Source organism: Candidatus Margulisiibacteriota bacterium, from assembly GCA_003242895.1.
In the GTDB taxonomy this organism is placed as follows: domain Bacteria; phylum Margulisbacteria; class Riflemargulisbacteria; order GWF2-39-127; family GWF2-39-127; genus GWF2-39-127.
Genome location: QKMY01000045.1, coordinates 197,919 through 217,996 on the forward strand (window position 1 = coordinate 197,919; position 20,078 = coordinate 217,996).

Annotated in this window: 21 protein-coding genes; 11 read left to right on the forward strand and 10 right to left on the reverse strand. The window is 37.4% G+C overall.

What is annotated here, in order from left to right; all coding sequences use genetic code 11:
• Positions 1-57 precede the first annotated feature (57 nt).
• Genes DKM50_07165 through lysS form a run of 4 tightly spaced genes read left to right on the forward strand, consistent with a single transcriptional unit; the run spans position 58 to position 4,346 of the window.
• On the forward strand, positions 58-1,083 hold the full coding sequence (locus DKM50_07165; GenBank protein ID PZM79953.1) for a hypothetical protein: 1,026 nt from the start codon (positions 58-60) through the stop codon (positions 1,081-1,083).
• 40 nt (positions 1,084-1,123) lie between these two features.
• Entirely contained in the window at positions 1,124-1,858 is a 735-nt protein-coding gene (locus DKM50_07170; GenBank protein ID PZM79954.1) for a hypothetical protein, read from the forward strand.
• Positions 1,852-2,844: a tRNA dihydrouridine synthase DusB gene (locus tag DKM50_07175; GenBank protein ID PZM79955.1), complete on the forward strand. Its 993-nt coding sequence runs from the start codon at positions 1,852-1,854 to the stop codon at positions 2,842-2,844. Before DKM50_07170 ends, DKM50_07175 begins: the two co-directional genes overlap by 7 nt.
• Before the next feature lie 32 nt (positions 2,845-2,876).
• Positions 2,877-4,346: a lysine--tRNA ligase gene (gene lysS / locus DKM50_07180; protein PZM79956.1), complete on the forward strand. Its 1,470-nt coding sequence runs from the start codon at positions 2,877-2,879 to the stop codon at positions 4,344-4,346.
• 176 nt (positions 4,347-4,522) lie between these two features.
• Here lysS and DKM50_07185 read toward each other — a convergent pair whose 3' ends face one another.
• Positions 4,523-4,885 (reverse strand): DUF190 domain-containing protein, encoded by a 363-nt coding sequence (locus DKM50_07185; GenBank protein PZM79957.1) that lies wholly within the window; start codon positions 4,883-4,885, stop codon positions 4,523-4,525.
• Between the two features lie 220 nt (positions 4,886-5,105).
• Here DKM50_07185 and DKM50_07190 point away from each other — a divergent pair, with 220 nt between their 5' ends.
• The 7 genes from DKM50_07190 (at position 5,106) to fliM (ending at position 11,133) form a co-directional block, all read left to right on the forward strand.
• Positions 5,106-5,900, forward strand: coding sequence for a hypothetical protein (locus tag DKM50_07190; GenBank protein ID PZM79958.1), 795 nt, complete (start codon positions 5,106-5,108; stop codon positions 5,898-5,900).
• 21 nt (positions 5,901-5,921) lie between these two features.
• Positions 5,922-6,581, forward strand: coding sequence for a hypothetical protein (locus tag DKM50_07195; protein PZM79959.1), 660 nt, complete (start codon positions 5,922-5,924; stop codon positions 6,579-6,581).
• A 1-nt stretch (position 6,582) separates the two neighbouring features.
• Positions 6,583-7,065, forward strand: a complete 483-nt coding sequence (locus tag DKM50_07200) for a chemotaxis protein CheD (GenBank protein PZM80026.1) — start codon at positions 6,583-6,585, stop codon at positions 7,063-7,065.
• 9 nt (positions 7,066-7,074) lie between these two features.
• The gene (locus DKM50_07205) at positions 7,075-8,127 is read left to right on the forward strand and encodes a chemotaxis response regulator protein-glutamate methylesterase (protein PZM79960.1); all 1,053 of its coding nucleotides are present in this window, start codon (positions 7,075-7,077) and stop codon (positions 8,125-8,127) included.
• Between the two features lie 20 nt (positions 8,128-8,147).
• On the forward strand, positions 8,148-8,921 hold the full coding sequence (locus DKM50_07210; GenBank protein ID PZM80027.1) for a chemotaxis protein CheR: 774 nt from the start codon (positions 8,148-8,150) through the stop codon (positions 8,919-8,921).
• Positions 8,824-9,801 carry an HDOD domain-containing protein gene (locus DKM50_07215; protein ID PZM79961.1) on the forward strand — a complete coding sequence of 326 codons (978 nt, stop codon included), beginning with the start codon at positions 8,824-8,826 and terminating at the stop codon, positions 9,799-9,801. Before DKM50_07210 ends, DKM50_07215 begins: the two co-directional genes overlap by 98 nt.
• Positions 9,802-10,029: 228 nt before the next feature.
• On the forward strand, positions 10,030-11,133 hold the full coding sequence (gene fliM, locus DKM50_07220; protein ID PZM79962.1) for a flagellar motor switch protein FliM: 1,104 nt from the start codon (positions 10,030-10,032) through the stop codon (positions 11,131-11,133).
• Between the two features lie 126 nt (positions 11,134-11,259).
• Here the strand turns inward: fliM and DKM50_07225 are convergent, their stop codons facing one another.
• The 9 genes from DKM50_07225 to DKM50_07265 form a co-directional block, all read right to left on the reverse strand.
• A complete protein-coding gene (locus DKM50_07225; GenBank protein ID PZM79963.1) occupies positions 11,260-11,799 on the reverse strand; it encodes a hypothetical protein in 540 nt (179 codons plus the stop codon).
• Positions 11,800-12,232: 433 nt separating this feature from the next.
• On the reverse strand, positions 12,233-13,015 hold the full coding sequence (locus tag DKM50_07230; protein ID PZM80028.1) for a TIGR00282 family metallophosphoesterase: 783 nt from the start codon (positions 13,013-13,015) through the stop codon (positions 12,233-12,235).
• 105 nt (positions 13,016-13,120) lie between these two features.
• Complete coding sequence (rny, locus tag DKM50_07235) at positions 13,121-14,653, reverse strand: ribonuclease Y (protein ID PZM80029.1); 1,533 nt, start codon at positions 14,651-14,653, stop codon at positions 13,121-13,123.
• A gap of 85 nt (positions 14,654-14,738) precedes the next feature.
• Positions 14,739-15,779: a recombinase RecA gene (recA, locus tag DKM50_07240; protein PZM79964.1), complete on the reverse strand. Its 1,041-nt coding sequence runs from the start codon at positions 15,777-15,779 to the stop codon at positions 14,739-14,741.
• A gap of 59 nt (positions 15,780-15,838) precedes the next feature.
• Positions 15,839-16,378 (reverse strand): hypothetical protein, encoded by a 540-nt coding sequence (locus tag DKM50_07245; GenBank protein PZM79965.1) that lies wholly within the window; start codon positions 16,376-16,378, stop codon positions 15,839-15,841.
• Complete coding sequence (gene pgsA / locus DKM50_07250) at positions 16,368-16,889, reverse strand: CDP-diacylglycerol--glycerol-3-phosphate 3-phosphatidyltransferase (protein ID PZM79966.1); 522 nt, start codon at positions 16,887-16,889, stop codon at positions 16,368-16,370. Before pgsA ends, DKM50_07245 begins: the two co-directional genes overlap by 11 nt.
• On the reverse strand, positions 16,886-18,199 hold the full coding sequence (gene rimO / locus DKM50_07255) for a 30S ribosomal protein S12 methylthiotransferase RimO (protein ID PZM79967.1): 1,314 nt from the start codon (positions 18,197-18,199) through the stop codon (positions 16,886-16,888). Before rimO ends, pgsA begins: the two co-directional genes overlap by 4 nt.
• Positions 18,200-18,205: 6 nt before the next feature.
• Entirely contained in the window at positions 18,206-18,697 is a 492-nt protein-coding gene (locus DKM50_07260; protein PZM79968.1) for a YajQ family cyclic di-GMP-binding protein, read from the reverse strand.
• 54 nt (positions 18,698-18,751) lie between these two features.
• Entirely contained in the window at positions 18,752-19,921 is a 1,170-nt protein-coding gene (locus DKM50_07265; GenBank protein ID PZM79969.1) for a methionine adenosyltransferase, read from the reverse strand.
• Positions 19,922-20,078 lie beyond the last annotated feature (157 nt).

Sequence of the window (20,078 nt, forward strand, 5' to 3'; positions counted from 1 at the left end):
TACTATTTCATTCTAGCTCCACTGTTTAGTCTCTATTTTAGAATGAGGAAAACAGGCATGCCTGCAACATACAATTTGTTGACCCAGCGTGTTTACTCCTCCCTTCTTAATCATAAATTATTGATTTCAGTTACCAGGGTATGGAGGCTCTTTTCAATAAAAATTAGAATCCCAATCTTATCTCAGTATGAAGTTACTTTCGATACTCGTTGCAAACCAAATGGCGATTTTTTCCTGTTTTGCGAAAAAAATATATTTATTACCGCCCCAAAAAGTGATATTGTTCCCGCTCTTTATAGCACAAGAAGTAATTATCACGCTATTTTTTCCAGATATTTACCGACTTTTTTTCATACCCCGTTTAATTCAATTCACATTACTCGCAACTTCATTGAAGTCAGAATGTCCGCAGAAAATCTGTCAAAAATCATCCCAAACTTTATCGAAATACTTCATTTTGCTAAAGAGATAAATAAAGAGATGAATTCCAGTTCAACACCACAAAGTGCACATGATTACTTGCAGCATACAGAAAAAGCCTCAGGGACTATCAGCAAGAAATTAATTCTTATTTTTTTCATTACCATTTTTTTCTTTACCATTATTGGCGCTGCGTTATCGCTACTCGTTAACAAAAACAATCCAGCACAAAATACTTATCGCTATAACTCGTTTATCCAGATATGGGAACTTTATAAAGATTTTGCTTATGTTTATGATCTCAAGCAAGATACTACCGGCAATTTGGAAATAATATCGAGGACCACAACTCCGCTTACTGAATATGCCGGGTTTAAACCGGAACTTGCCCCCTGGGGGTTTAGAATCTCCCCGAAGTTAAACTTCAAATATCATTACAAAATACTTATTTTTCCAAAAGAGACCGAAATTTTAGGATGCATTAATTTTCAACCGATAAAAAAATTAAAAACAACAGATCATCTTATTGTTACTTATGACCTATCAAACGTATCGGAAAATAGCTTTATCAAAATATATATGAGGTACAGAGGGAAATTAGTCCCAGTCGATATCAAGGTTTTCGTCGAAAAAGTAGCCTCTCTTACCGGGACAACAAGCTAAGAAGCCTATTTCAGCAAGGAATAGCAAAAAGGGTTGAGGAATGAAAAATTTAATTATTATAGGCAACTCATTAATCAAGATTTATTCCGTCGATAGCAGAAATACATTAATGTCGGTTAATCGCTATACTCACAGCCAGATTCCTGACAGCCTTAAAGAATTGGAGAACAAAGAAACAATTTATATTGCAAGCGTTGTCCCAAAATTGACAAGTCATTATTGCAATCTGTTCACGCATGCATATGTTATTAAAAATAACGATATTCCCATATTAGAAAACAAAACCGAAAACCCTGAGCATTCAGGGATTGATCGCTTACTGAACACACTTGCGGCCTATTACCTGATACCCAATTACAATAAAATTATCGTTGACGGTGGAACTGCAATATCAATTTCTGTAGCCACTGAGCCAGGGATGTTTTTGGGTGGTGCAATATTTTCAGGAATAGAAACAGAAATGAAGGCCTTAGCAAGGAACACGGAATTATTACCAGATATCGCCGGAGCATCCTTTCCAGAGCGCGGTATCGGCACCTCAACAATCGAAGCACTAAAAAGCGGTATTTTTATCGGCACGGTTGGTGCGATCAAAGAAATTATAAGAACAACGGAACTGGAACTTAAAGCCTGGAATGAGTTGCCGACGCATACAATCCTAACCGGTGGCTGGGGAAAAATAATTTCTGACCACCTGGATATTCATCACACTTATGAAGAACATTTAACCTTCACCGGCATGCTTAAGACCGTAGAAAGGTTGAAAGATTGTTAGATTCACCAATGCTCACAATGCTAAAAATAAAAGATCTGGAATTAAAAAACAACATCATTTCCGCACCCTTGGCAGGAATATCAGATAGAATCTATCGTTCCTTCGCGAAAAAATACGGTGCCGGCTTAGTTTGTAGCGAAATGATCAGTGCAACTGCACTGAAATATAACCCTAACCCACGATATATTGTTTCAGTTTCAGCACATGAGCACCCAATCAGCATGCAACTCTTTGGAAGCAATCCCGAAGATTTTGAGCAAGCGGTCAAATACATGGAGAAACTAGGTGCCGATATTATTGATCTCAATGCCGGCTGTCCTGTTCCCAAAGTTATGAAACAACAGGCAGGGGCGCATTTATTGAAAACCCCCCGATTACTCGCAACTATCATTGCCACGATGAGAAAGGCCACGACACTTCCCTTAACAGTAAAAATCCGCAGCGGCTGGGATAATTCCTCAATTAATATTGCACAGATAGCAAAAATAGTGGAAAATGAAGGTGCAGACGCCATAACCGTACATCCACGGACCAGAAGCCAGGGTTACGCTGGAACAGCAAACTGGGAACTGATTAAACTGGTAAAAGAAACTGTTACCATTCCGGTTATAGGAAACGGGGATATTACGAGCCCTGAAAATGCATTGAATATGATTAATGAGACTGGTTGTGACGGGATTATGATTGGGAGAGCTGCGATAGGTAATCCCTGGATATTTCATGATATAATATCCTACCTGACCACAAAGCTTATAGACAGAGAGAAACCGTTAGCCCAAAGAATAGAGGTAGCACTAGACCACGCGCAGAAGCTTATAGAATTTAAAGGAGAAAGTACAGCACTTAAAGAAATGAGAAAGTTTTTAATACGTTATTTTCGAGGAATCAGCAATGCTTCCTACTATAGGACAAAACTATCGTATGTTAGTGATCTGAAAGAACTCATCAATATCCTTGACGAGATAAAAAACCAGCAGTTAGAATAAAATCTAATGCAATATCATAGAAAGAGAGATGAATTACTTTGGAATTAAATGAATTAGAGGTAAGAAAAAACAAACTGGACGAACTAATACAAAATGGAGAGAATCCATTTAAGTATACCTACAAAGCCAATGCATCAGTAGAAGAAACACTAAAAAAATATGACCACATAACTATTGAAGACATGATTAGTGAAGAATATAGCCTCGCAGGAAGGCTTATTGCTCGAAGAGGCCATGGCAAAGCTTGCTTTGCAAACATACTCGACCAAACAGGAAAGATCCAGCTTTATGCAAAACAAGATGTCCTCGGGGAAGAAAAATATAAAGCATTTGAAAAATTAGATATCGGTGATATCGTCGGAATTAAGGGTGTCCCATTCCGAACACACAAAGGTGAACTATCACTAAGATTAACCGACCTTACGCTCTTAACGAAGTCCTTACATCCACTTCCTGAAAAATTTCATGGACTTACCGACAAAGAGCTTCGTTATCGAAAAAGATATGTTGACCTTATTGCTAATCCCGAGATCAGAGAAACATTTCTTATCCGAAGCAAAATCATATCATTTATAAGAAGATACCTTGAAAATAAAAACTTCATGGAAGTCGAAACTCCGATACTCAATCCGATTGCCGGTGGAGCAACAGCCCGACCGTTCATAACCCATCATAACGCGCTGGACATGGACCTTTTTATGCGCATTGCTCCTGAGTTATACTTAAAAAGAATTATCGTCGGAGGATTCGAGAAAGTTTTTGAGATTGGCAGAGTATTTAGAAACGAGGGAATTTCTTACAAGCATAATCCGGAATATACATTGCTTGAACTCTACGAAGCCTATGCAGATTATTACGACATCATGAATCTCACAGAGAATATTTTGTCGTCAGCACTCATGGAAGTTAAAGGGACGATGCAGTTCACATATCAAGGTGTAGACCTGGATTTCAAACCTCCATTTTGTCGTATGACTATGACTGATGCCGTTAAAAAATATACAGGAATCGATATTGATCAACCGCTTGAGTCAATTAAGAAGCAAGCACTTGCTAAAAAAGTCGAAGTAACGGCTGATCTGACAAAAGGGCAAACTATCAATATGATCTACGATGAACTGGTTGAGCACCACCTAATACAGCCGACCTTCATCCTTGATTATCCAATCGAAACCTCACCGCTCGCAAAGAAGAAAAGAGATAACGACAAACTCGTCGAAAGATTTGAGCTTATAGTCAACGGTATGGAAATCGCAAACGCTTTCTCCGAACTAAATGACCCGATAGATCAACGAGAACGGTTTCTCGAACAGGTTAAAGAAAGAGAAGCCGGCGATGAAGAAGCTCAAATGATGGATACTAACTATGTTGAAGCACTCGAATACGGTATGCCTCCAACTGGCGGTTTAGGGATCGGAATTGATAGAATTGTAATGTTATTCACAGACAGTGCATCTATCAGAGACGTTATTTTCTTCCCTCATATGAGAAATAAAGAATAGCAGCATCAATTCAGGGCTAAAATAACAGGTATAACAAAGAATCAAACCTAAACGCTTTAAGATCGATAAAAGCGCAGACAGTATAACCTACCCGCGTCAAAGCTGTCGCTCAGGTTATTGCAACTCTTACCGGAAAAAGCGACAGAAAAACCCATACGAAAAAAACACCTGCGTAGTTAAAAAGATAATTTCTTTTGTTTGTTCTCATGTGAATACTTTATCACTTGAACCGGCTGAATACTAATAAGTCCATTCTTAACCATGCTCTCCAGCTTGGGAAGAATTTTGTCGATGTACTCGATGCTGTCGACTATTTCCACGATTATCGGATGGTCATTGGTTGTGGACATCAGGTTTGCGTAATGTTGTCTGCTATTGGCGCCAAACCCATCGACACCTTTCAATACAGTAGCCCCAGCTAGCCCTTGCTCTTTTGCTAATTCAACGATAGCCTGATACAACGCCTTACCGCACCATTGATCATTCTCTTCGATGAATATGCGCAAAAGCTTTCCTTCTCCACTAATTTTTGCCCCCATATATTTGCTCCTTTTATCTTTTGATTTCAAGTTCTTCAGGAAGTAATGAACTAACCGCTGCAGTTAATGCTCCGGCTATTCAAGTCATATTTAAAACATCTAGGATATATTGTCAATCACAAAACAGTACCCTTTCTAAAATTATAACCCCATTTTATAAATGTGTTAAGTGTAAACGGAGGTCCATAAGAAAAAAAATTTTATCATATAGCCAAATAAAATGGGTATAAGGATCGTTACTTTTCCCAATTTTCTTGATTTTTTACTATCCTCTATGATATATTTAATTATAATCAGAGAAAATGTGCTCTCGGGTCTTAGGATTGAGGAGGTTGCCATGAAGGAACACTACACAACGTTAAATATTATGGAAGGCGCTAGCCTGTCAGAAGTAAAAAAAGCATCTCGCAGACTCTTACTAAAATATCACCCGGACCTTCATCCAACGAACCAGTTATGGGCCGAAGAAAAAACTAAAAAGATACTTTTTGCCTATAACTTTCTATGCGATACGCTTGCAGAAAACCAATCGAGCACATTTATAAACCGAGATGGTATTCATAAACAAACTACGCCTAAAATTCACACCGTTCCGTTAATGGTGTTCAGTCTGGGAAGTTTACTTTTCGCTGTCACGATAACTAATGTGAAAAGCATTACAGCCCTGCAAGCTCTTAAAATTGTTAGAATAACAAACAGGAAAGGGCTCTATCCCTTTATTACAGGGATCACCCACTATCAAGGAACGATTGCCCCCTTACTCGACCTTGGAAACAAATTAAATCTTGAAACCTCACTCCCGAAACAACAAGTGCTTATATGTGAAATTGAAGACCAACCGCTAGCGCTCATTATCGATGAAGGAAAAAATGTTATTAATATTGAAATGAATGACTTCTATAATCATGCACATTTCCAAGAGAGCGAAATTCCCCAAGTATACGTATCCAATGTTATAATAAATAAAGATAAAAAAATACATATTCTAGATCTCGGCAAGTTACTCACACATTAATAATACAAAAGGAGCATATTATTGCCGCTTAATTATATATCACATAAAGAAAATCAAGCATTAAATGCAATTCTCGCGGAAGGTCTTAATAATGGGGCACTTGCACTCTCAGAGATGCTCAACAAAAATATACAGATCAAGACTCCCGATACAAAAGTAATTAAACTAAGAGATCTCCCTAATCTGCTCGGTGGCGCAGAGATAATAGTCACCGGGATTTTTTTGCGGTTCCAAGAAGGGCTTAACTTAAATGCTTTTGATATTTCCACAGGAATTTCAGGAAGTATCCTGATCCTTTTCTCCGTTGATAAAGCCTTCGAAATAACAAGCATTCTCCTGAGCAGTGTTGATTACACACCGGCAATAGATCCTAAAATGATCTTTGAGTCCGCCTTAGGTGAAGTAGGGAATATTACCGGATCAGCGGTACTGAACACTATCTCTGATAAATTAAAAATTCCTATTAACCCTTCACCACCTGCTGTTGTCACAGACATGGCCGGGTCATTACTTGAATCGGTTGCGGCAACATCACTCATTGAGGATAATGAAATAATTCTTATTGATACCTGCTTCATTAATGAATCCAGAGAAATTAAAGGACACTTCATACTGCTTCCTGATTCAAAAGAAAGCATATTAGAAATCCTTAACAAACTAGGAGCCGCCAACAATGACTGAAATGGTGATATCGGTGGGTCTTGGAGAGGTACACGTCTCTAAAGATCCCTCTGTTGTACTTGCTGCACATGGACTTGGCTCGTGTATTGGATTGCTAGCCTATGATCCTATTCACAAAATCGGAGGCCTCGCCCATATTCTCCTCCCAGACAGTACCATTATTAAAGTATGCGATAATAAAGGAAAATTTGCCGACACGGCAATACCATACCTTATTGAACTAATGAAAGGACAAGGAGCAATCCAGATCAATCTGATGATCAAAATTGCCGGTGGAGCGCAAATGTTTGCTGTACCCGGTATGAATTCAAAAATGAATATCGGAGAGAAAAACATCATTGCAGTAAAAAGAGCATTAAGCCAAGTCAACCTGAAAATAAAAGCCGAAGAAGTCGGGGGACATACTGGCCGCACAGTAAAATTATTCGTAAAAGACGGCACGTCTCTTATACGTACCGCAGGTTTAAATGAAAAAGTTTTTTGAGGATTAATAATGGCTGAACGAATAAAAGTTATGATTGTCGATGATGCCGCTTATATCAGGTTTATATTAACAAAGTATTTGTCACAAGAACCTGATATCGAAGTCATTGCCACCGCAACTAATGGGATAGATGCACTAAAAAAACTAGAAGAAATTCGTCCGGATGTCATGACAGTCGATATTGAGATGCCAGGGATGAATGGCATCGAGTTGTTAAAAAAGGTTATGTCTACGAACCCTGTTCCAATTATAATGCTTAGCAGCTTATCTCCTGAGATATCCGATATTACTATCAAAGCACTTCAATATGGTGCAATTGATTTTATAAATAAAGATAGCATCAAGCTAAGTGTTGATGTTACAAAGGTACACCGAAAGCTTATTGATATTATTAAAACAGCTAAAATGGCTAAGTTAAAAAAACTTGAGCCAGACGACCAAATAACAGCTGCTCCCATTGTAAGACAAACCTCCTTTAAGATCACGAAGGCTCAAATAATCGCGATCGGATGTTCTACCGGAGGACCAAAAGCACTCTATCACCTGGTCCCGTTATTACCACCAAATTTGCCGGCCGGAATTGTTATTGTACAGCATATGCCAGCAAAATTTACTACTTCGCTGGCCAATAGATTAAATGAAATTTCTAAAATAAGTGTTAAAGAAGCTGAAGACGGAGACCTTGTATTGCCTGGTCGGGTGCTTATTGCACCAGGGGATTATCACATGGAAATTAAAGCTAATTTTACGGTAAAGTTGAATCAATCACCGCATGTAAATCACGTTCGACCAGCGGTTGATGTACTATTTAATTCCCTGCCTGCGGTATATGGCAAAAATATAACAGGAATTATTTTAACCGGCATGGGGCAAGATGGCGCTAATGGTGCAGAAACAATAAAAAAGAGCGGCGGATATATTATTGCTGAAGCAGAAAGTACCTGCACGATTTACGGAATGCCTAAGGTTATTGCAGAAAGAAACCTAGCCGATAAAGTATTACCACTAACTGCTATCAATGAACAGATTATATCGTTTTTTAAGAATAAAGGGGAATTATAATGGACGTTATTATAGATGATATGGACTATACCCTCTTTAAGAGGAAAGTGAATGATTTTATTGGATTTGACCTTAACTCCTATAAACAAAAGCAAATGTATCGCAGGCTTAATTCGCTCATCGCCCGATTAAATGTGAAAACTTTTGCAGACTATTTTAATTTGATTAAAAATGATCCATCTAAACTGGAAGAGTTTAAAAATTTTGTAACAATTAATGTTACGGAATTTTTTAGAAATCCAGAAAAATTTGATGACTTGATTCAATTTGTCCTCCCTGAATTAATTAAGAACAGCCATAATGGCTTAAAAATATGGAGTGCAGGCTGTTCTTTAGGCGCGGAAGCATATACTCTCTCAATTATTATGCAGGAGAACTTCAGATTTGTTCCATACTCAATAATTGCCACTGATATCGATGAGGAAATCCTAAAAAAAGCCAAGCTTGGCGTTTACATGGAAAACGAAATAAGGAATATTCCAAAACACATATTAAATAAATATTTTACACAAAACGATAAAGGAGGGGCAATTCAAGAGAATGTAAAGAAGAATGTAACCTTTAAAAAAAATAATTTATTACAGGATATATTCGAGCGTGACTTTGACCTCATACTCTGCCGAAATGTTGTCATCTACTTTACAGAAGAAACTAAAAATATTTTATACAAAAAGTTTTATGATTCACTAAAAGCAAATGGAATATTATTTGTCGGTGGAACAGAAAACATTCTCAATTCAAAAGAATTGGGTTTCATCGTGCCAAAGCCATTTTTTTATAAAAAAGCTAAATAAGATCTCTAGTAACGATAAGGCGCAAAAGGAAGGCTATATGTCAGATAATTTATTAAATTATATCTTAAATAAAATTAGAGACTTACCCCCACTTCCGGAGAGTACCCATAAAATTCTTCAAATTGCAGGGAATAATGCTTCATCTGCCAAAGATCTTGCAAAAGTTTTAGAAAAAGACTTATCGCTCACTACAAAAGTCTTGAAACTAGTCAACTCGTCATTTTATGGCTTCTCCAGAGAGATTTCTACAATTTCGCAGGCTGTAGTATATTTAGGCTTTAATACAATAAAAAGTCTTGTATTAACAGCTTCATCATACGATACGCTCAATAAAGATGTCGTATCGTATGAACTTGAAAAAGGGATGTTATGGAAGCACTCAATTGCCTGCGCGTCTTGCTCTCGTCTAATAGCCAAGGAAATAAAATACAGTGACCCAGAAGAAGCATATATTGCCGGGCTTATTCACGATATCGGGAAATTAATGATTGACCAATATGCGAATAATCTCTTCAAGCTTATTCTTGAAAAAGTTACTACAGATGCAATATCTTTCGATAAGGCAGAAAAAGAAGTACTTGGATTTGACCATCCTGAAATAGGTAGCAAAATTGCACAAAAATGGAATTTCCCTTTATCTCTGGTAGAATCGATTTCTTATCATCATCAACCGGAAAATGCTACAAATCATAAAGAACTAACCTATATCGTACACCTGGCAAACACTATTACCGCTATGGCAGGTATCGGTATTGGCAATGACTCCCTGCAATATAATTTTCAACCGAATACCCTCGATATCTTACAATTAAAGGAAGAGAACGTACAAAATTATATCATTCAATTATCAGAAATTATAAATAAAGATATTGCGTCCTAATGTACTAGCTATATCCTATCTCAATTTTTGCTAAACTAAATATTGCTTCTTATACAATTAGAAATTTGATAAAATGAATGTACTAGGACTTATTATTCAAGCTTATACCGTAGTCTTGTTGTAAAAAGAGACAATATCTCAAGATAAAAGGATCTTAATGCATGAATATTGCTTCTATATTTTATTTCAACACTAACAAATTTACTTTATTCTTAAGAATTATGTACTATGAGTAATATATTAACACAAGAAGAAATAGATGCTCTTTTAGCTGCGTCAAACCTAGCCGAGGAAGGAGCCCTAGCGGCTCCGCAATCTGCAACCGCGAATAATTCATCTTCTCAACAAGAAAGTCCGGTCGTTAAACGAGGTGCGAGAACTAGTAAGAGGATTTCTCTCTATGATTTCAGACGCCCGAACAAATTTTCAAAAGATCATATGCGTCATATTCAGATGATACATGATAATTTTTCCCGTATCTACAAGCCCACACTAACCTTCCAACTACGAACAAACGCGCACTTGCGCCTCATCTATATTGAACAGCACTCCTATGAAGAGTTTCTGGATCTTGCTAATAACCAAACAATCTACGCCATACTTTCTTTTTTAAAAGGTCGGGCGATATTGGGCATTGATATACAAACCATTTTAGTAATAATAGAAAGGCTGCTCGGTGGCGAAGGTAGTGCGAATTTAAATCGCAGAGAACTCACCGATATAGAGATGAGCCTTTTCCAGCGTATGCTGGAACGTATTATTGCAAGCTTAACTGAAGCATGGGGTAGTATTCTTACCTCAACCCCTAAAGTAGAACTTATTGAGAACAATCCGCAAGTGATACAAATCGTTTCCCCAAATGAGATTGTTATCAAGCTTGTCATTGAAATAGCTATTGGAGAAGAATACACAGGGAACATTACCCTTTGCTATCCCTACGTTTCCCTAGCACCAATAATCGACGATCTAGGGTCATATCAATGGATTACGTCAGAAATCGAAAAAACATTTACCCAAGAAGATGAAGCTTTCATCAAAAGAAGAATTGAAAAAACTAAAGTTCCTATAATTTTTGAATTAGGAAAGACAACAATAACCTTACGAGACTTGCTTAACCTTCAAATAGGAGACATTATTAAGCTCGATAAACGAGCTACTGATAATCTCCCGTTAAAAATAGGAGGCAAAATAAAGTTTCTTGGTCAGTGTGGCATTATTGGAAAGAATTTAGCTGGCAAAATTGAAGAGGCTATATATCCCGATAGCGATGACAGCTATATTAATAGAATACTCGATAAAGAAAATAACCGGTTTTTAAAAGAGCCTGATTAGTACTCATCGCAATGAAAAAAACCATAAAAAAGTGAACAGTTATTACTTACAATTTTTTTTGCTAAAAATAAAGCCCTCTTCAAGTGTTAAAGAAGGGGGCTTTATCGAAGAATTAATATGTTTAAATTAAAGTGCTTTTTTAGCTTCTTCAGGAAAAAGCTTTAATATATCTTCCTTAGTTACATCATATGGTCCGGCTCCAATTATGTATTCAACCCCATCTTTTTTTAACATTTTCACATAGGATACTTTTGCAGCAGCTTCAACTGCTCCAGGTTTCGGCCATGAATATGCCACCCAGCCATTTTCATGTTTCTGCGCCATTTTAATAAATAAATTAAAAAAAGCTACTCCTTTTACGTCTTTAACTCCAAGCAGATTTTTTCCTTTTAAAGCTGGTTTTGCCGCATTGAGGATAGTGTTACCGGTTGAGTCAATTATAAAAATATACCCTTGTTCACTATCGAAAAAGAAGTCGCCCTTTTTATCTAAGATTTTTCTTTCGGCACTCTGTGCACCTTCTTTATTAATTAGTTGTGCTGCTGCATTTACTTTCTCTTTATACAAGACTAACCTTGCCTTCATATCGGTTTTTTTGTCTGCACTTATCGCGACTCCTGTAAACATTAATGTTAATAACAAAAACATACTCACACGTCTGACCATATGCTATTATTCCTCCTTGTTTATTTATGCTTTTTTATATAATATAAGAAATGCATATTAATATTTTATCTTGAAAATTAGAATTTCACAATGCCTGCATGATTATTATTCAGAAAGATCGCATACAAATTGAAACCAAGGGAATTAACCCACCTAACGGCATTGACGCTCTATCAGGGCAATCGCATACTAAATGAAAAAATGCTTAATAAATCTCGTCATCCCAGCATGATTTTATGGGGGAACCATCTAACCCAATTAAATAATAAGTAACTTGTATAAATAACTAATATACTGCTAATTGGAGAAATTATGGATAATAATACTGATTGGAATGACCTTGATATTCGGCTTTAGTTATGGATCCCTGATAAAGAAATTCAGCGATAAGCCATTACCCTGGATGTGCGATGCATCTCCATTGCCACGTCAACTAGTCACGTTTGTCTATTCTTGTTATTTTAATAGCTTTACCGGTTGAATTATCAATACTTATCAGAACTGCCTGGAGCATATTTCTGGATTTTTTTGGGGGGGAAAACCTTACAGATCTTTGCGTAAGAAACCGCTCAATAATAGGCTCAGTAGAAAACCCCAAGATACCTTCGATACATCCAGTCATACCTACATCAGTAATATAAGCGGTACCACCCTTTAAGATACTCTCATCTGCTGTTACTACATGAGTATGTGTTCCGACTACGGCAGATACCATGCCCTCGAAGTAGTAACCAATAGCTTTCTTTTCAGAGGTAGCTTCAGCATGTATATCAATTAAAATATTCTTATACCCTTCCTTTTGCAACGTATCAATTATAGATCTTCCGGCTCTAAAAGGGCAGTCGACAGTTGACGTAAAGACTCTCCCCAACAAATTAACAACTGCTAATGAACAGGAGTTTTTCTTAATTACCGAATATCCTTTGCCTGGGTTTCCCGGTGGATAATTAAGAGGACGAATAAGTCGATCAAAGTCATCCATTATCTCTACAAATTCTTTTTGATCGTAAATATGGTTACCCGAAGTAAAAAAGTCTATTCCCAGCGATAATAGTTCATGATAAACAGATCTGGTGCAACCAAACCCTCCAGCCGCATTTTCAATATTAGCGATAACCAAATCAATATTATATTCCTTTTTAAGCTCAGGCAAAAAATCTTCAATAGCCTGTCTACCAGGTTTTCCAACTATATCTCCGATAAATAATACATCAATTACGTTACCTTGCACTTCAGACCACCATTTCTAATCATTAATGGAATTTATTTCTTGGTATTAATAAAACAAAAACGCGGACCTAAGCCCGCGTTTTCATCCTTATTATTTTGCGAATTCAACAGTTCTTGTTTCTCTAATAACTGAAACTTTGATCTGTCCGGGATATTCCAATTCTCTCTCGATTTTTTTAGCTACATCTCTTGCTAATTTTACAGAACCGGTATCATCGATAACATCAGGCCTTACCATTATTCGAATTTCTCTACCCGCCTGAATTGCGTATGATTTTTCAACTCCGCCAAAGGAGTTCGCCAACGTCTCGAGTTTCTCAAGTCGTTTAATGTAAGCTTCTAACGACTCTCTTCTGGCACCAGGTCTAGCTGCAGACACAGCATCACCGGCTAGGACTAGAATCGCCTCAATAGTATTCGGTGGAATATCTTCATGATGCGCAGCAATACAATGAACAATTTCGTCTGACTCTCCATATCGTTTTGCCAAATCTGCACCGATCTGCTGATGTGTACCTTCTTGCTCGAAATCAATAGCTTTTCCTATGTCATGCAATAACCCTGCTCTTCTCGCAAGCCTTACATTTACACCAAGCTCTTGCGCCATAAGACTTGAAATATGCGCTACTTCAACAGAATGCTGAAGAACATTCTGGCCATAACTAGTCCTAAACTGCAATCTACCTAAAAGCTCTATTAATTTTGGATTTAGATTCTGGACATCTACCTCCATAGCTACCTGTTCACCACGTTCGATGATCTTGTTATATACTTCTTCTTTTGCATAATTGTATACTTCTTCAACACGCGCAGGATGAATCCTGCCATCAGAAACTAATTTCTCTAAACATATTCTTGCAATTTCTCTTCTAATCGGATCAAATCCGGATAGAATAACGGCTTCCGGCGTATCATCAACAACCAGATCGATTCCGGTAAGTGTCTCAAAAGCCCGAATATTACGACCTTCCCGACCAATTATTCTTCCTTTCATTTCTTCATTCGGCAACTGAACAACTGAAGTTGTATAATCAACAACATGATCAACCGCACAACGTTGTATCGCTGTAGATACGATCTCACGAGCCTTTTTCTGCGCCGTTTGTTTAGCCTGAGTTTCTACTTCTTTGATTAGGATTGCCGCTTCTTTTTTTACTTCTCTTTCTATGTGGACAAGAAGTAACTTTTTTGCGTCTTCCCTGGTCAGATTAGAAACCTTTTCTAAGGCTTCAATTTGTTGCTGGTAAACGTTTTCGAGTTTTTTCTTTAATCCCTGGACTTCTTCCTGTTTACTATCAAGTAATTTTTCTCGCTTATTGACTTCATCTTCCCTACTATCCAGATGTTCTTCCTTTGATACAATCCTCTTTTCGAACCCTATAAGTTCCGATCTCCTACTTTTTGACTCTTCCTCAAATTCCTTCCGGGCCTTGATAACCTCATCCTTTGCCTCAATAACTGCTTCCCTGCGGATAACTTCTGCCTTTCTTTCTGCATCCTCAACAAGTTTCTTTACGCGTAATTCTGCATTTTTTATCTTATCGTCAGAAGATATTTTTTTATAAAATGCAAAGCTTACAAGTACTAACGATATTGCAATTGCTATTACTGTTACGATTATTATTCCTGTCAACGATCTAACCTCCTTTATACTAATTTCTCAAACATACTGACCCTATTCTTCACGACCACATAAAACAACAAAACTATCATTTCTTGCTTTCTTCAACTGCTTTTGCATTTGAAGGTAGGTCTTTATTTGTAGCTGGCACAAGTCCCATTTCCTTCTTTAGTTTTTCTTTTAACTTTAACATCATCTCTTGATTCTGCTTTAAAAATTCTCTTACATTTTCTTTTCCTTGACCAAGCCTTTGGTTTTCATAAGAATACCAGGCTCCGCTTTTTTCGATCAACTTATGCTTCACAGCAAGGTCTATTAAATCGCCTTCCACAGAAATTCCTACACCGTACATTATGTCAAATTCAGCGGTTTTAAATGGTGGGGCAACTTTGTTCTTAACAACTTTCACTTTCACTCTATTCCCAACAATTTCTTCTCCAACTTTTAAGATATCCGATTTTCGGACATCTAGTCTAATTGAAGAATAGAACTTTAACGCCCTACCTCCAGGAGTTGTTTCGGGATTACCAAACATAATTCCAATTTTTTCTCTAAGCTGATTGATAAAGATCACGATAGAACTTGACTTACTCGTAACTGCGGTTAACTTTCGAAGACCTTGAGACATCAGCCTGGCCTGAAGCCCAACATGCTGATCACCCATACTTCCTTCTAATTCAACTTTTGGTATAAGTGCAGCTACAGAGTCAATTACCACAACATCTATAGCGCCACTTCGTACTAAAGTCTCACAAATTTCTAATGCCTGCTCACCATAATCAGGTTGCGAAATTAACAGACTTTCTACATTGATGCCAATACGTTTAGCATAGTTAGGATCAAACGCATGTTCAGCATCAATAAAGGCACAAGTTCCACCTAATTTTTGCGCCTCAGCAATTAAATGTAAAGATAAAGTGGTTTTTCCTGACGATTCAGGACCAAAGATTTCCACAACTCTACCTATCGGGTATCCGCCGACACCTAATGCCTCATCCAGGGATAATGCACCCGATGGAATAGTTTTCACTTCAAATTTCTGAAAATCACCCCATTTCATTATGGAACCTTTTCCGAAATTCTTCTCAATCTGAGATATTGCTATCTCTAATGCCTGTTCTTTTGACATATACTATTAACCTCCCAAAAACCTTAAAAAATGCTTAACTTATCTTTCGATAGTTGATATTAATTCCCTTCACGTACCATGATCACTAATAACCTTAGTGATGCACGCACAGCAGCTAATCTGACTTCATCTCTCGAACCTTCAAAATGAAATTGCTTAACTACCGATTTGTCACCTACCACCAACGCCGTATACACGCTACCTGCCAGCCCAAAATTCGGAAATACGCCGGGTCCGGGACCGGCAACGCCAGTAACAGCGAGCCCTATTTCTGCCTGCAGTCTTTTTTTAATTCCTACCGCCATTTCCATTGTTACTTCTTTACTTACAGCTCCAAACTCAGATATGGTTTTAGGGTTGACGCCTACAAGTAAATACTTTGTCTTAGCTTGATAGCAAACAACACCTCCAAGAAAAAAACCAGAGCCGCCCGGTAATGCGGTAATCTCGGAGGAAATTAATCCTCCTGTCATCGATTCAGCAACTGCTAACGTAAGATTCTTATCTTTGCATAAACCATGCAGCTGCTCGACAAGCTTTCGGATATCCTGATCTTCATATCCGTTTAATATGCTACCAAAACTACTACTACCCTTCATACGCAAATATTCTTATATTTTTCTTAAAATAATCAAATCCGGATAACACCGTTATTAAAACAGTCAGCCATAGAAAAATTACTGCGAAATCCAACCTTAAAAGCAAAATTATTACTGTAACCACTTGTGCAATTGTTTTATACTTTCCCCATCTCGAAGCATCAATCACAACACCTTCACCGGCAGCAATTAACCGAAGTCCGGTAACCGCAAATTCTCTCGCTATTATTATTATCACAGGAATGCTTTCCACTAATCGCATTTCTACCATGCATATCAGTACCGAAGTAATAAGCAACTTGTCTGCAAGTGGATCAAGGAATTTACCTAACGTCGTTATCTGTTTAAGGCGGCGTGCCAAGTATCCATCAATCACATCGGTAAGTGAGGTTATTACAAAAAGCAGTATGACAAAAAGGCGGCTATAAGTTGTATTCGTCGTTAGAAGCAAGTAGACGATTACCGGTGTGGCAAAAATACGGGCAAGTGTAATTTTACTTGCTAATGTCATGCTACGAACTCTCCTTTTAGATTAATATCGGCAACGTCAACTATCTTTACTTTTTGAAAGACATCTAATGTCCCAATACTTTTTTGAACCAGAATCACACCATCTACCTCTGGCGACTGACCATAATAACGTCCACTTACTGCATTATCCATAATAACTGTAAATTGCCTGCCAAGCAGTTCCTTGTTCTTTTCTTCTAAAACCCTGGTTTGTTCATTTAACAACGCTTGAATTCTTTCTTCTTTATCTTCTTCGCTTACCTGACCAGAAAATGCTGCAGCTTTTGTACCAGCCTCGCGTGAGTATTTAAAAAAACCGACTTTGTCTAATTTCACCTCTTTAACAAATGCCAATAAATCCAAGAATTCCTCTTCAGTTTCTCCCGGGAATCCAACAATAAACGTCGATCTGATAACTATTCCCGGAATTTGCTCTCTTAACTTATTAATAAGTGCCAATAACTGCTTATTCGTACTCCGTCTATTCATCAAGCTCAAAATTCTGTCACTGCTATGTTGCATCGGGATATCAACATAATTACATATTTTTGGCTCGTTTTTTATTAACTCAATCAGCTCATCAGTTATATTATCCGGATAAAGATATAATAATCTCACCCATTCGATTCCATTAACTTTACAGATGTCCTTTAACAGACTTACCAAATTACCTTTTTTTAAATCTTTGCCATAACCACCAATATCTTGAGCGATTAAACAAAGCTCCCGGATCCCTTCCGCTGCCAGTTCTGCTACCTCCTGGAGAATGTGCTTCGCCTGCCTGCTCCTATAATTTCCTCTTAATTGAGGAATAATGCAATAACTACAGAAATTATCGCAGCCTTCCGCAATCTTAATATAGGTTGAAGCTGAAAGTGTACTTATTACTCTAGGAAATTTATATTCAATGGAACAAAATGTTTGATTTATAAAACTAATCTGAGTTTTGTTTTTCTTATATAAATCAAATAATAATTTTGTTAAATTTGGGATATCATTAACCCCAATAATGCCATCTATCTCTGGCCAAAGAGAAAAAATAGCTTTTTTTTCCCTTTGCACATGACATCCCGCTAAAATAAGTTTTCTGGAATTGTCACTTTTTTTCCAATGAATAAATTCTTCAACTACCTGTGTTGTTTCTTCCCTAGCATCACTAATAAACGTACACGTATTAATAACTACTAAATCAGCTTCATCTTTGTTATTCGTAATTTCAAAATCATTCTCAACAAGAATGCCAAGCATTATTTCTGAGTCAATTAAATTTTTTTGGCATCCTAGACTTACTAACGCTATTTTTTTTGCCATTCGCTATTATCTATAATTTATAAACTGCAATTCAATATCTATATCCTGCTTCTTTAAATACGTAATTACAGCCTGCAAATCATCCTTATTTTTTCCTATTACCCTTATCTGGTCACCTTGAATTTGTGAATTAACCTTAATGGCTGAGCTTTTGATCAACTTATTAACTTCTTTCGCTTTTTCTGAGGAAATACCATTTTTTAGCTTTATCTCTTGCTTTACATTTCCACCTAAAGAATGTTCGGTTTTTCCATAGTCAAGGAATCGTATACTTATCCCTCTTTTAACAAGCTTATTCTCAATTATCTCGCAGACATTCTTAAGCTTCATATCATCATCTGCAACTATCTTTAGAACTTCGCCTTCGCGAACAATCGAAGCTATACTGCCTTTAAAATCAAACCGTTGACTTAACTCTTTCTGAGACTGACTTAGGGCATTATCAACCTCGGACAAATCAACCTGGGAAACTATATCAAAAGAGCTTTCTTTTGCCATAAATATAACTGCCTCTTTCCGAAGTATATCACTGATGAAATATAAAGTAAAACATTAAATTTTAGCGTCGTTTCGCAATATTTCTGCTTTATCAGTTCTTTCCCAAGGCAAATCAAGATCCGGTCGACCGAAATGTCCATAAGCCGCAGTTTGCCGATAAATAGGTTTTCTCAAACCTAAGGTTTTTATTATACAAGCCGGTCTCAAATCAAAATGCTTCTCAATTAGATCCTGAATCTTGTCCTCTGGCATACGCCCTGATCCGAATGTATTAACGTGAATACTTACTGGTTTAGCTACCCCAATAGCATACGCTACCTGGACTTCACATTCATCAGCGATCCCTGCTGCTACAATGTTTTTTGCAACGTATCTGGTAGCATAAGCAGCACTTCGATCAACTTTCGTACAATCTTTTCCGGAAAAAGCTCCTCCGCCATGACGTGCCCAGCCACCATAGGTATCAACAATAATCTTTCTGCCAGTCAGACCACAATCACCTTGAGGACCACCAATAACAAATCTGCCGGTCGGGTTGACGAAAATCTCAACATCTTTGTCCATCAGAGCTGCCGGAATTACCTTCATAATAACATTCTCTATGATATCTTTTCGCAACACTTCGTGTGTTACATTCTCATCATGCTGGCTTGATACAACAACGTTCCTTACCGCGACAGGCTTTCTACCTTTGTACTCAACCGTAACTTGCGTTTTGCCATCTGCTCGCAAATATGGAAGAAGCCCATTTTTTCTCACTTCAGTTAATTTAATAGCTAATTTTTGTGCAAGAGAAATAGGTAGCGGCATAAGTTCTTCAGTCTGATTACATGCATACCCGAACATCATACCCTGATCGCCAGCGCCTTGTTCATCATACAGTCCACAACCTTCCGTTACTCCTTGAGAAATATCGGGAGATTGCTTATCAATTGAAGTAAGGACCGCGCATGTCTTATAATCAAACCCTTGATCTGAGCTTGAATAACCAATCTCTTTTACTGTTTTTCTTACAATTTCAGGGATATCAACTATAGCATTAGTTGTTATTTCCCCAGCAACGACAACCATCCCGGTTGTGACAAGCGATTCACAAGCAACTCTTCCATTTGGGTCCTGAGCCAGGATCGCATCAAGCACTGCATCAGAAATCTGATCACATATTTTATCCGGATGCCCTTCGGTGACTGACTCTGACGTAAATCTAAAACTTCTATCTGACATTCTTTCTTCCTCCTCCAGGATTGTATATTTTTTCAATAATAATAATTTTAGAACAAACAAGATTAGTATAGCATAATCCCTTTTAGGGTGACAATTAGACGTATTTTCACGATTCTTAGCCTAATCAAGGGATTAAAATCAAATCATATAATTAAGG